General features: G+C 60.0%; 15 protein-coding genes. 14 read left to right on the top strand and 1 reads right to left on the bottom strand.

All coding sequences use genetic code 11. From position 1 onward, the window contains the following. Nucleotide 1: 1 nt before the first annotated feature. From fliO to BFP92_RS12645, 7 genes are all read left to right on the top strand, one after another. Nucleotides 2-442, top strand: coding sequence for a flagellar biosynthetic protein FliO (gene fliO / locus BFP92_RS12675; protein ID WP_065929744.1), 441 nt, complete (start codon nt 2-4; stop codon nt 440-442). Next, a complete protein-coding gene (fliP, locus tag BFP92_RS12670; protein WP_056859761.1) occupies nt 442-1,185 on the top strand; it encodes a flagellar type III secretion system pore protein FliP in 744 nt (247 codons plus the stop codon). The genes fliO and fliP overlap by 1 nt, the downstream gene beginning before the upstream one ends. A gap of 4 nt (nt 1,186-1,189) precedes the next feature. Then, complete coding sequence (gene fliQ / locus BFP92_RS12665; RefSeq protein WP_003214552.1) at nt 1,190-1,459, top strand: flagellar biosynthesis protein FliQ; 270 nt, start codon at nt 1,190-1,192, stop codon at nt 1,457-1,459. 3 nt (nt 1,460-1,462) lie between these two features. Continuing rightward, a complete protein-coding gene (gene fliR / locus BFP92_RS12660) occupies nt 1,463-2,248 on the top strand; it encodes a flagellar biosynthetic protein FliR (protein WP_065929743.1) in 786 nt (261 codons plus the stop codon). 3 nt (nt 2,249-2,251) lie between these two features. Continuing rightward, on the top strand, nt 2,252-3,388 hold the full coding sequence (flhB, locus tag BFP92_RS12655; RefSeq protein WP_056859763.1) for a flagellar biosynthesis protein FlhB: 1,137 nt from the start codon (nt 2,252-2,254) through the stop codon (nt 3,386-3,388). A 140-nt stretch (nt 3,389-3,528) separates the two neighbouring features. Continuing rightward, complete coding sequence (locus BFP92_RS31215) at nt 3,529-3,690, top strand: acetate and sugar kinases/Hsc70/actin family protein (protein WP_111452873.1); 162 nt, start codon at nt 3,529-3,531, stop codon at nt 3,688-3,690. Nucleotides 3,691-4,071: 381 nt separating this feature from the next. Continuing rightward, complete coding sequence (locus BFP92_RS12645) at nt 4,072-4,275, top strand: cold-shock protein (RefSeq protein WP_065929741.1); 204 nt, start codon at nt 4,072-4,074, stop codon at nt 4,273-4,275. 135 nt (nt 4,276-4,410) lie between these two features. Here the strand turns inward: BFP92_RS12645 and BFP92_RS12640 are convergent, their stop codons facing one another. Beyond that, the gene (locus tag BFP92_RS12640; RefSeq protein WP_065929740.1) at nt 4,411-4,668 is read right to left on the bottom strand and encodes a DUF6124 family protein; all 258 of its coding nucleotides are present in this window, start codon (nt 4,666-4,668) and stop codon (nt 4,411-4,413) included. Between the two features lie 631 nt (nt 4,669-5,299). On the opposite strand from BFP92_RS12640, the gene flhA reads away from it, so the two are divergent. The 7 genes from flhA to BFP92_RS12605 all read left to right on the top strand — a co-directional run. Beyond that, nucleotides 5,300-7,414 (top strand): flagellar biosynthesis protein FlhA, encoded by a 2,115-nt coding sequence (gene flhA, locus BFP92_RS12635; protein WP_065929739.1) that lies wholly within the window; start codon nt 5,300-5,302, stop codon nt 7,412-7,414. 11 nt (nt 7,415-7,425) lie between these two features. Continuing rightward, nucleotides 7,426-8,742: a flagellar biosynthesis GTPase FlhF gene (gene flhF / locus BFP92_RS12630; RefSeq protein ID WP_065929738.1), complete on the top strand. Its 1,317-nt coding sequence runs from the start codon at nt 7,426-7,428 to the stop codon at nt 8,740-8,742. Between the two features lie 105 nt (nt 8,743-8,847). Continuing rightward, nucleotides 8,848-9,681 carry a flagellar synthesis regulator FleN gene (gene fleN, locus BFP92_RS12625; protein WP_003192912.1) on the top strand — a complete coding sequence of 278 codons (834 nt, stop codon included), beginning with the start codon at nt 8,848-8,850 and terminating at the stop codon, nt 9,679-9,681. Continuing rightward, nucleotides 9,678-10,418 (top strand): RNA polymerase sigma factor FliA, encoded by a 741-nt coding sequence (gene fliA / locus BFP92_RS12620; RefSeq protein ID WP_016973417.1) that lies wholly within the window; start codon nt 9,678-9,680, stop codon nt 10,416-10,418. The genes fleN and fliA overlap by 4 nt, the downstream gene beginning before the upstream one ends. A 168-nt stretch (nt 10,419-10,586) precedes the next feature. Next, on the top strand, nt 10,587-10,961 hold the full coding sequence (locus BFP92_RS12615; protein ID WP_003192908.1) for a chemotaxis response regulator CheY: 375 nt from the start codon (nt 10,587-10,589) through the stop codon (nt 10,959-10,961). Between the two features lie 18 nt (nt 10,962-10,979). Beyond that, nucleotides 10,980-11,768, top strand: coding sequence for a protein phosphatase CheZ (locus tag BFP92_RS12610; protein WP_065929737.1), 789 nt, complete (start codon nt 10,980-10,982; stop codon nt 11,766-11,768). A gap of 11 nt (nt 11,769-11,779) precedes the next feature. Then, a partial coding sequence (locus BFP92_RS12605; RefSeq protein WP_170875836.1) for an Hpt domain-containing protein occupies nt 11,780-12,697 on the top strand: 918 nt, incomplete at its 3' end.

The following is a 12,697-nucleotide window of genomic DNA, read 5'->3' as shown; positions in this document are numbered from 1 at the left end:
TATGAAGTATTCGATGGCGGGACTGTTTCTGGCGCTGCCATTGAGCGCCATGGCGGCGGAGCCGATCGCCCCAGCGGTAACGGCGGCGCCGGTGGTCAGCAGTGGCATCGGTGGGCAATTGACCCAGCTGGTGCTGGGGCTGTTGCTGGTGGTCGGCTTGATCTTCGTGCTGGCCTGGTTGATGCGTCGCGTGCAGCGCATTGGGCCGGGCAATGCCCAGGTGATCGAGATGATCGGCTCGCGCGCCCTCGGCCCGCGTGATCGGCTGGTGCTGGTGCAAGTGGGCGAAGAGCAAATCCTGCTCGGCATCACGCCCGGTCGCATCACCCCGTTGCACGTACTCAAGACGCCAGTGGAAGCGACCAAAACCGAGGCCGCCACGCCGGAATTCGCCCAGCGCCTGATGGAGTTGCTGGGCAAGGACCAGAAGGATAAGAAGTAATGCGCGTTTTATTGACGCTCATGCTGTTGCTGGCCGCGCCGCTGGCGTTGGCAGCCGACCCGTTGTCGATCCCGGCGATCACCCTGGGTACCAACGCGGCCGGCGCCCAGGAATATTCGGTCAGCCTGCAGATTTTGCTGATCATGACTGCGCTGAGTTTTATCCCGGCGTTTGTCATGCTGATGACCAGCTTTACGCGGATCATCATCGTGTTCTCGATTCTGCGTCAGGCCCTGGGCCTGCAGCAGACGCCGTCGAACCAGATCCTCACCGGCATGGCGCTGTTTTTGACCTTGTTCATCATGGCGCCGGTGTTCGACAAGGTGAACCAGCAAGCCTTGCAACCCTACCTGGCCGAAAAACTCTCGGCTCAGGACGCGATCGACAAGGCCCAGGGTCCGATCAAGGACTTCATGCTCTCGCAAACCCGCTCCAGCGACCTTGAGCTGTTTATGCGCCTGTCCAAGCGCACCGACATTGCCACGCCGGATCAGGCGCCGCTGACCATTCTGGTGCCGGCCTTCGTCACGTCCGAATTGAAAACCGCGTTCCAGATCGGCTTCATGATCTTTATCCCGTTCCTGATCATCGACCTGGTGGTGGCGAGCGTGCTGATGGCCATGGGCATGATGATGCTGTCGCCGCTGATTATTTCGTTGCCGTTCAAGATCATGCTGTTTGTGCTGGTGGACGGCTGGGCGCTGATTATCGGCACCCTGGCCAGCAGTTTCGGCGGGGTGTAGGGACATGACGCCAGAAGTAGCGGTTGACCTGTTCCGTGAAGCGCTGTGGCTGACCACCATGATGGTCGCCGTGCTGGTGGTGCCGAGCCTGTTGGTGGGCCTGCTGGTGGCGATGTTCCAGGCCGCGACCCAGATCAACGAACAAACCCTGAGTTTCCTCCCGCGTTTGCTGGTGATGCTGATCACCCTGATCGTCGCCGGCCCGTGGCTGGTGCAAACCTTTATGGAATACATCCTGCAGCTGTACGGCAGTATTCCGCAGTTGATCGGCTGATCGATGCAATCTGTGCTGGCCTTGACCGACACCCAGATCAGCACTTGGGTGGCGTCTTTCATTTTGCCGATGTTTCGCGTCACGGCGGTGCTGATGACCATGCCGGTGTTCGGGACCACCTTGGTGCCGAGGCGCATCCGCTTGTATTTTGCCTTCGCCATTACCATCGTCATCGTGCCCGGCTTGCCGCCGATGCCGCCGGTGAATGCCCTGGACCTCAGCGCGTTGTTGCTGATTGCCGAGCAGATATTGATCGGCGCGATAATGGGCTTCTCGCTGACGTTGTTCTTCCAGGCGTTCGTGATCGCCGGGCAGATCATCTCGATCCAGATGGGCATGGGCTTCGCGTCCATGGTCGACCCTACCAACGGCGTGTCGGTGGCGGTGATCGGGCAGTTCCTGACCATGCTGGTGACCCTGATTTTCCTGGCGATGAATGGCCATTTGGTGGTGTTCGAGGTCATGACCGAAAGCTTCACCACCTTGCCGGTGGGCTCGGGGCTGGTGGTCAACCACTTCTGGGAGCTGGTCGGGCGCCTCAGCTGGGTGCTGGGTGCCTCATTGTTGCTGGTGTTGCCGGCGATTACTGCGCTGCTGGTGGTCAATATCGCATTTGGCGTAATGACCCGCGCGGCGCCGCAATTGAACATCTTCTCGATTGGTTTCCCGCTGACCCTGGTGCTGGGCATGGGGATTTTCTGGATCGGCATGGCCGACATTCTCAATCAGTATCAACCGCTGGCCACCGACGCCTTGCAGTTCTTACGTGATCTGGCACGGGCGCGTTGAGCCATGGCCGAGAGCGAGAGTGGCCAGGACAAAACAGAAGACCCCACGGAGAAACGTAAAAAGGACTCCAGGGAAAAGGGCGAGATTGCCCGCTCCAAAGAACTCAACACCCTCGCCGTGATGCTCGCCGGTGCCGGTGGCCTGCTGATCTACGGCGGTGGCCTGGCGCTGGACCTGATGGAGCTGATGAAGCTCAACTTTTCGCTGCCGCGCGAAGTGCTGCTGAGCCCCGGCGCCATGGGCCAGTACCTGTTGCACTCGGGCAAAATCGCGATTCTGGCGGTGCAGCCGGTGCTGATCACCCTGTTGCTGGCGGCACTGATCGGGCCGGTGTCCCTCGGCGGCTGGCTGTTTGCCGCCGGCAGCATGGCGCCCAAGTTCAGCCGCATGAACCCTGGGCCTGGGCTTAAGCGCATGTTCTCCACCAAGGCGCTGGTGGAACTGCTCAAGGCGCTGGCGAAATTCATTCTGATCCTGTTTGTGGCGTTGACGGTGTTGTCGTCCGACATCGACGACTTGCTGCGCATCGCCCATGAACCGCTGGAATCGGCCATCATCCACAGTGTGCAGGTGGTGGGCTGGAGTGCGTTGTGGATGGCTTGCGGGCTGATCATCATCGCCGCCGTGGATGCGCCGATCCAGCTGTGGGAAAGCCACAAGAAACTGCTGATGACCAAGCAGGAAGTGCGCGACGAACACAAAGACCAGGAAGGCCGCCCCGAGGTCAAACAGCGGATTCGCCAACTGCAGCGGGAAATGTCCCAGCGCAAGATGATGGCGGCGGTGCCCGACGCCGACGTGGTCATTACCAACCCGACCCACTACGCCGTGGCGCTCAAGTACGACCCGGAGAAGGGCGGCGCGCCGATGTTGCTGGCCAAGGGCAGCGACTTTACCGCGCTGAAGATTCGCGAAATTGCCGTGGCCAACGACATTCTGCTGCTGGAATCGCCGGAGCTGGCGCGGTCGATCTTCTACTCCACCGACCTCGACCAGGAAATCCCCGCAGGCCTGTACCTGGCCGTGGCGCAGGTGTTGGCCTACGTGTACCAGATCCGCCAATACCGCGCGGGCAAGGGCAAACGGCCAGACCCGCTCAAGGATCTGCCGATTCCGCCGGAGCTGCGCCGCGATTCCTGAGTTTTTTGTGGCGAGCGGGCCTTCTTACCATATGTCGTCAGCGCCGTTGACCTGTCAACTTTGACAGTATCCATTGCACCGCCTTCACTGTTTGATAGAGCGACGAGGCGCGCCTTCATGCGTGGCTCGGGAGAGCGGTGATGAACAGGGCTACGGTCAGGTGGTTTGACGCGGTCAAGGGCATTGGTTTTGTCGCCCGCGACCGCGAAGGCAACGCGGTACCCGTTCAGGCAACGGGCAATCCCGCCAGCGAAATCGATACGCCGCCCAAGGCGCGAAAACCCCGCAAGCGAAAAAAATAACCTCCGGCTGCTCAGCCAAAAATCCCTACCACTGGTCGTTAATCCCCGGCTACCTGTCAACTCTGACAGTAGCCAGTTCTGCGTTCCCGCGGTTTTATGGTGCCGGACACTGTACGCAAGTAGTAACGAGATGCAGGGGAAGGGCGATGGAAGCGGTAACGGGGACGATCAAGGTTTATAACCGCAAGACCGGTGAAGGGCTGATTGCGTTGGATGGCGATGATGAGCCGGTGTGTTTGGACCGCTTGAGTTCGGCGTATACCCGGTGGCGAGAAGGCCAGCGGGTACAGTTCGCCAGGATTCATCGGCCACAGGGTGTGTTTGCGTTTTGTATCAGGCTTATCTAACGAGATTTTTGAGCGCAATGTCAGGAGAAGGGTTATGGCAACGGGTACTGTGAAGTGGTTTAACGACACAAAGGGGTTTGGTTTTATTACCCCGGATGATGGTAGCGAGGATCTTTTTGCGCATTTTTCAGCGATTCAGAGTGCTGGGTTCAAATCTCTGCAAGAGGGCCAAAAAGTCAGCTATGAAATAACGACAGGGCCCAAAGGCAAGCAAGCGTCCAACATCCAACCCGTATGAAGATCGTTCCCACGCTCCCGCGTGGGAATGCCTCCTGTGACGCTCTGCGTCACCGTTGCGCAAGGATCAAGTCGGGACGCGGAGCGTCCCTGGCTGCATTCCCACGCAGAGCGTGGGAACGATCATCACGATCATTCAGGCAGGTTCTGCCTCTGGTGACGGCGCTCTGTCATCCAGCAGTCGCTCAGCCAACAACCGTCCCACCTCAAGCAGCTGCGCAATACCCAGCGCACCTTCTCGCTGTGTTCCCTCCAGGTCAAAGGCGAAGTCGCAGGTCAGGGCGTGGGCGGATGCCAGGTTTTCGGTGAGGTTGACCAGCAGGTCTTCGGTGCTGATGCCGTCGATTAGGGTGAGTATTACGCTGGGTGGGGGATTTGGGGTGGGTTTGATCATTGTGAGGTTCCTCGGTAAAGGTGGAGCCGCCACTGATCGCCGCGACGCGATGGAGGGTGGCAGCTGTGCGCAGGTTCGCGGACCGGTTACCAAGGAACCCGGCATACCCGAAGGTATCCCGCGCACAGCCGCCATAGCGCCGCACAGTAGACGATAAAAAACCGCTCACTGAAAGGGATATGGTGCTTCTGTTCCGTAGTAAACCGGGCCGCGACGCCCGACCACTGCATTTGCAGCGGTGTACGCAGACTAGGGAGCCCGGTTCCTAGGGGCAACCCGAAAACCTTGTCGGAAATTTCCTCATTAACAACAGGTACACCCCCATCCAACTGTGAAGATGAAGATCGTTCCCACGCTCCCGCGTGGGAATGCCTCCCGTGACGCTCTGCGTCACCGTTGCGCAGGGCTCAAGTCGGGACGCGGAGCGTCCCTGGCTGCATTCCCACGCAGAGCGTGGGAACGATCATCACACCCCCATCCAGCTCCCACATTTGAACCGGTGACCGCTCGACGATCGTCGTCCTGAAACCAAAGTTGGAAGGCTTCTTGCAATACCGCCTCCAGGACGCCCTCCAGCGTCAAAACTTTGCTTCAAGGAACACGAGGAATACCGGTGGTAGATCGCTCTCAAATGCTCAACACGGCCCGTGGCACCCTGACTGATTTGTCGCGGGGCAACCTGGGTGTGCCGTTGTTGTTGCTGGTGATGCTGGCAATGATGATGTTGCCGATGCCGCCGTTCCTGCTCGACGTGTTTTTCACCTTCAACATTGCGCTGTCGGTGGTGGTGCTGCTGGTCTGCGTGTATGCCCTGCGGCCGCTGGACTTCGCCGTATTCCCGACCATTTTGCTGATCGCGACCCTGCTGCGCCTGGCGCTGAACGTGGCGTCTACGCGGGTGGTGATGCTCCACGGTCAGGACGGCCACGCCGCCGCCGGTAAGGTGATCCAGGCCTTCGGTGAGGTGGTGATCGGCGGTAACTACGTGGTTGGTATCGTGGTGTTCGCGATCCTGATGATCATCAACTTCGTGGTGGTGACCAAGGGCGCCGGGCGGATTTCCGAGGTGAGCGCGCGTTTTACCCTCGACGCCATGCCCGGCAAGCAAATGGCGATTGACGCCGACCTCAACGCCGGCCTGATCGACCAGAACCAAGCCAAATCCCGTCGTCTGGAAGTCGCCCAGGAAGCCGAATTTTATGGCTCCATGGACGGCGCGAGTAAATTCGTACGCGGTGACGCCATCGCCGGCCTGCTGATTCTGTTTATCAACCTGATCGGCGGCATGGCGGTCGGTATCTTCCAGCACGGCATGAACTTCGGCGATGCGGGTAAGGTGTACGCCTTGCTGACCATCGGTGACGGTTTAGTGGCGCAATTGCCATCACTGTTGTTATCCACAGCAGCAGCGATCATGGTCACCCGTGCTTCGGGCTCCGAAGACATGGGCAAGCAGATCAGCCGCCAGATGTTCGCCTCGCCCAAGGCGCTGGCCGTGGCCGCCGGCATCATGGCGATCATGGGCATCGTGCCGGGCATGCCGCACGTGTCGTTCCTGAGCATGGCGGCCATGGCCGGCGGTGGCGCCTACCTGTTCTGGCGCAAGCAAAATGCCGTCAAGGTCCAGGCCCAGCAGGAAATCGCCCGCCAACAAGACTTGCTGCCATCGCCGGCTCGCGCCCAGGAAACCAAGGAGCTGGGCTGGGATGACGTGACCCCGATCGACATGATTGGCCTGGAAGTCGGCTACCGCCTGATTCCGCTGGTAGACCGCAACCAGGGCGGCCAATTGCTTGCGCGGATCAAGGGCGTGCGCAAGAAGCTGTCCCAGGACCTGGGCTTCTTGATGCCCACCGTGCACATTCGCGACAACCTCGATTTGGCCCCCAGCGCCTACCGCCTGACCCTGATGGGCGTGATCCTGGCCGAAGCCGAGATCTACCCGGACCGCGAGTTGGCGATCAACCCCGGTCAGGTGTTCGGCACGCTCAACGGCATTACCGCCAAAGATCCGGCTTTTGGCCTGGAAGCGGTATGGATCGAAGTCAGCCAGCGCAGCCAGGCTCAATCGCTGGGTTACACCGTGGTGGACGCCAGCACCGTGGTCGCCACCCACCTCAACCAGATCCTGTACAAGCACTCCCACGAGCTGATCGGCCACGAGGAAGTCCAGCAATTGATGGGGTTGCTGGCCAAAGCCTCGCCAAAACTGGCCGAAGAACTGGTGCCTGGCGTGTTGTCGCTGTCGCAGTTGCTCAAGGTGCTGCAAGCCTTGCTCGCCGAACAGGTGCCGGTGCGCGACATTCGCAGCATTGCCGAGGCCATCGCCAACAATGCCGCCAAGAGTCAAGATACTGCCGCTTTGGTGGCTGCGGTGCGTGTCGGGTTGTCCCGCGCCATCGTGCAAAGCATTGTAGGCATTGAGTCTGAGCTGCCTGTTATCACCTTGGAACCAAGGTTGGAACAAATATTGCTCAATAGTATTCAGAAGGCCGGACTTGGCCAGGAAGAGGGCGTTTTGCTGGAGCCAAGCATGGCTGAGAAACTGCAGCGTTCGTTGATCGAAGCCGCCCAGCGTCAGGAAATGGCGGGCCACCCGGTGATTCTGCTGGTGGCAGGCCCGGTTCGAGCGATGTTGTCGCGGTTTGGGCGCCTGGCAGTACCGAATTTGCACGTTTTGGCTTATCAGGAAATTCCTGACAATAAGCAAGTGACTATCGTCGCGACAGTAGGGCCCAACGGCTGAGGTAGTGGGTTATGCAAGTTAAGCGTTTTTTCGCCGCCGATATGCGTCAGGCCATGAAACTGGTACGTGATGAGCTGGGCGCCGATGCCGCGATTATTGGAAACCGTCGCATTGCCGGCGGTGTCGAGCTGACGGCTGCCCTGGATTACACCCCGTCGGCGCTGGCGCCGCGCGTGCCGAACATGGAACTCGAAGACGAGCTGCGCAAAACCGCTTCGCGCATTGTCTCGGCCCAGGCTGAATTGAGCATGCGTGGCGACAGCGATGCCAGCACCAATCGCCAATTGTTCGCCGGCCTGCCGCTGACCGCCGCCGAGCCGTTGGTAGAACCGACCTTCAAAGAACCGCCGCGCCCTGCAGCGCCAGCCCAGGCTCAAGCCGTCGACCAGCGCGCGCTCGACTCGATGCGTTTTGAACTCAATGGCCTGCGTGAGCTGCTCGAAGTGCAGTTGGGCTCGTTGGCGTGGACACAGCTGCAAGGCAGCAAACCGCAACAGGCCAACCTGTGGCGCCGCCTGCAACGCATCGGCTTGTCCGGCCCGTTGTCGCGCGATTTGCTCGCACTGACGGCTGAAGTCGAAGAACCACGCCAGGCCTGGCGCATGTTGCTGGCCCACTTGGCGCGCATGATCGTCACCCCGGAAATCGAACCGCTGGAAGAGGGCGGTGTGATTGCCATGGTCGGCCCCGCCGGCATGGGCAAGACCACCACCCTGGCCAAGCTGGCCGCGCGTTATGTGCTCAAGTACGGCGCGCAGAACATCGCGCTGGTGAGCATGGACAGCTACCGCATCGGCGCCCAGGAGCAGCTCAAGACACTGGGCCGCATCCTCAATGTGACAGTGACCCACGTCGACCCGGGCCAGTCCCTGGCCAATGCGCTCGACCCGCTGCTGCGCAAGCGCGTGGTGTTGATCGACACGGCCGGCCTGCAAGCCAGCGACCCGGCACTGCGCATGCAGCTCGAAAGCCTGGCCGGGCGTGGCATCAAGTCGAAAAATTACCTGGTGCTTGCAACCACCAGCCAGAAACAGGTTCTTACCGCTGCGTACCACAGTTACAAACGCTGCGGCCTGGCCGGTTGCATCCTCACCAAGCTCGACGAAACGGCGAGCCTGGGCGAGGTGTTGAGCCTGGCGATCAGTCATGAGTTACCGGTTGCTTACCTGACCGACGGGCCGCGGATCCCGGATGATTTACATCTGCCGCGCCGTCATCAGTTGGTCAGCCGTGCTGTCAGCGTGCAAATGCAAGAAGAGCCTAGCGAGGAAGCGATGGCCGACATGTTCGCCGACCTTTACCACAACCCGGCTAAGCGGGTGGGGTGAGGCAGGATGAACACCGTGAAATGTATCTACATCGATGGTCTGCAAGCGATTCACGCGGCCAAGCCATGTAGCCTGCGTCTAAGCAAGACAAGGTAAAGAAATAAAATGGGCAGCATGCATCCCGTACAGGTGATCGCGGTGACCGGCGGCAAAGGTGGCGTCGGGAAAACTAACGTGTCAGTGAATTTGTCCCTGGCCCTGGCAGAGCTTGGCCGTCGCGTCATGCTGCTGGATGCTGACCTGGGCCTGGCGAACGTGGACGTTCTGCTGGGGCTGACACCCAAACACACCCTTGCCGATGTGATCGAAGGCCGTTGTGAGCTGCGCGATGTGCTGCTGCAAGGCCCCGGTGGCATTCGCATCGTGCCGGCCGCCTCAGGCACCCAGAGCATGGTGCATCTGAGCCCGGCGCAGCATGCCGGCCTGATCCAGGCGTTCAGCGACATCGGCGACAACCTCGACGTGCTGGTGATCGACACCGCCGCCGGCATCGGCGAGTCGGTGGTCAGCTTCGTGCGCGCCGCCCAGGAAGTGCTGCTGGTGGTGTGCGACGAACCCACCTCCATCACCGACGCCTATGCCCTGATCAAACTGCTGAACCGTGACTACGGCATGAACCGCTTCCGCGTGCTGGCCAACATGGCCCAAAGCCCGCAGGAAGGGCGCAATCTGTTCGCCAAGTTGACCAAGGTCACGGATCGCTTTCTCGATGTCGCCTTACAATACGTGGGCGCAGTTCCCTATGACGAGTGTGTGCGCAAGGCTGTGCAAAAGCAGCGTGCAGTCTATGAAGCGTTCCCTCGTTCGAAGTGCGCACTGGCGTTCAAGGCTATTGCCCAGAAGGTCGATACTTGGCCGTTGCCTGCCAACCCGCGCGGGCATCTGGAGTTTTTCGTCGAGCGATTGGTGCATCAGACGAGCGCAGGACCGGTGCTATGACATCCAGCGGCTACAACCTTTACAAAAAGTCGGCACGTGACAGCCAGGGCGAACTGATCGAGCGCTATGCGCCCTTGGTCAAGCGCATTGCCTATCACTTGCTGGCACGCCTGCCTGCCAGTGTGCAGGTTGAGGACTTGATCCAGGCCGGCATGATCGGCCTGCTCGAAGTGTCGACCAAATACGACGCGAGCAAGGGCGCAAGTTTCGAGACGTATGCGGGTATCCGCATTCGAGGGGCGATGCTCGATGAAGTGCGTAAAGGGGATTGGGCGCCGCGTTCGGTACACCGCAATACGCGAATGGTCAGTGACGCAATTCGCGCAATTGAAGCAAAAACCGGTCGTGACGCTAAAGATCACGAAGTTGCGGCCGAACTCCAATTGAGTCTCGACGATTACTACGGGATTTTGAACGATACCTTGGGCAGCCGCCTGTTCAGTTTCGACGACCTTTTGCAGGACGGCGAACACGAAGGGCTGCACGAGGACGGCGCGAGTGCACATCTTGAACCGTCGCGCGACCTGGAAGACGAACGTTTCCAGGGCGCGTTGGCGGAGGCGATTGCCAATTTGCCGGAGCGTGAGCGACTGGTGTTGGCGCTGTACTACGACGAAGAGCTGAACCTCAAGGAAATCGGTGAGGTCCTGGGGGTCAGCGAATCGCGTGTCAGCCAGCTGCATAGCCAGTGCGCAGCCCGCTTGCGGGGGCGATTGGGAGAGTGGCGCGCGCGCTGACAGGCAGTGTGGGGACACTGCAGACGCTACCGCAAAGGCTCTACGCTTTTGCGGGTGTGTGCCGTGGTGCCCTGGGCAGTCCTTTTTGTGTAACGCCTGTTGATTGAAATGGCGCGTCCAGGTGCTGGGCGCGTTTAAGACTGCTTGGAGGTCGAATTGGACAAGAACATGAAAATCCTCATCGTTGATGACTTCTCAACGATGCGGCGGATCATAAAAAACCTGTTGCGTGACCTTGGGTTCACCAACACGGTCGAGGCGGATGACGGCCTGACGGCGATTCCGATCCTCAACAGCGGGAGCATCGACTTTCTGGTAACCGACTGGAACATGCCGGGCATGACCGGCATCGACTTGCTGCGTCACGTGCGCGCCGATGAAAAACTGCGCAGCTTGCCTGTGTTGATGGTGACCGCCGAAGCCAAGCGCGAACAGATCATCGAAGCCGCCCAAGCCGGGGTTAACGGTTACGTGGTCAAGCCATTCACGGCGTTGGCCTTGAAAGAGAAGATCGAAAAAATCTTCGAACGCATCCACGGCTGATATCACCACGGGGGAGCTATGGAGCATAAAGAAACGTCACAGGGCGATTTTGAATCGACCCTGAAAAAGCATGCTCACCAGTTGGTCGACAGCCTTGAGAAAGGCCAGTTCGGCGACGCGGTGCAGTTGATCCATGAGCTTAACCAGACCCGTGACCGCGGCCTGTATCAGGAAGTGGGCAAGCTCACACGCGAGCTGCACAGTGCAATCGTCAATTTTCAGATTGACCCGCACATGCCCCAGGCCGAAGAAATCTCGCAGATCACTGACGCCACCGAACGCCTGTCCTATGTGGTCAGGCTGACTGAGGCCGCGGCCAACCGCACCATGGACCTGGTGGAAAACGCCACGCCGCTGGTCAATGGCATGACCACCGAAGCACAAGCGCTCAGCGTTGACTGGGGCCGCTTTATGCGCCGGGAAGTGGGGGCTGAGGAGTTTCGTGAGTTGGCGCGTCGGGTTGACGCTTTTCTGTCGCGCAGCGAACAGGAAAACCGCACGGTGGCCAGCAACCTCAATGACATTCTGCTGGCCCAGGATTACCAGGACCTCACAGGTCAAGTGATCAAGCGCGTGACCCAACTGGTCACCGAAGTGGAAAGCAACCTGCTCAAACTGGTGCTCATGGCCGGCCAGGTCGACCGTTTTGCCGGCATCGAACATGACCGCGCAGCGATCCTCTCGGAAAAAGATCCACAAAAACATCTCGCCAAGGGTGAAGGTCCGCAGATTCATGCCGATAAACGTGAAGACGTTGTGTCAGGTCAGGATGACGTAGATGACCTGTTATCCAGTTTAGGCTTCTAAGGAGCACCCACATGAGCTTCGGCGCCGATGAAGAAATCCTTCAGGATTTCCTTGTAGAGGCCGGCGAAATTTTAGAGCAACTGTCCGAACAACTGGTCGAGCTGGAAAGCCGACCGGATGATGCGAACCTGCTCAATGCAATTTTTCGCGGTTTTCACACTGTAAAAGGGGGCGCCGGCTTCCTCCAGCTCCATGAGCTGGTGGAGTGCTGTCACATCGCCGAGAACGTGTTCGACATCCTGCGCAAGGGTGAGCGTCACGTCGACTCGGAACTGATGGACGTGATTCTCGAAGCATTGGATGCGGTCAACGGCATGTTCAGCGAGGTGCGCGAACGTGCGCCGATCACGGCCGCCACGCCGGAGCTGTTGGCTGCGCTGGCGCGTCTGGCCGAACCTGCTGATACCGCAGTTGCGCCGGTAGCTGCGCCTGAGCCTGTGGTTGAAGCCGAGCCGGATGTGACCGACAGCGAGTTCGAACAGCTGCTCAACTCCCTGAGCGCGGTGAAGGCCGAGGCTGAAGCACCGCAAGCGCCGACTGCGCCGACTGCGCCTGCCGTGCCGACCAGCGAAGACATTACCGACGCAGAGTTCGAATCGCTGCTCGACCAGTTGCACGGTAAAGGCCAATTCGCCCCGGACGCCGTGGCACCTGCCGCCGAGCCGGCAGCGCCTGCCGCGGCTGCAAGCACCGACATTACCGACGACGAATTCGAAGCGCTGCTCGACCAACTGCATGGCAAGGGCACGTTTGCCGCCGACGCCTTGCCGGAAGTCGCCGCCATCGCGGCCGCACCTGCGGCCAGTGCTGCGCCTGCCAGCGTTGAGCCTGCCGCTGATGGCCTGATCTCCGATCACGAATTCGAAGCGTTGCTGGACGAGCTGCACGGCAAGGGCAAGTTCTCCGAAGTGGCCCCGGCCGCCGCGGCG

The sequence above is a fragment of the Pseudomonas sp. 58 R 3 genome (genome assembly GCF_900006605.1).
In the GTDB taxonomy this organism is placed as follows: domain Bacteria; phylum Pseudomonadota; class Gammaproteobacteria; order Pseudomonadales; family Pseudomonadaceae; genus Aquipseudomonas; species Aquipseudomonas salomonii.
This window is presented reverse-complemented; position numbering and strand designations above follow the sequence as displayed.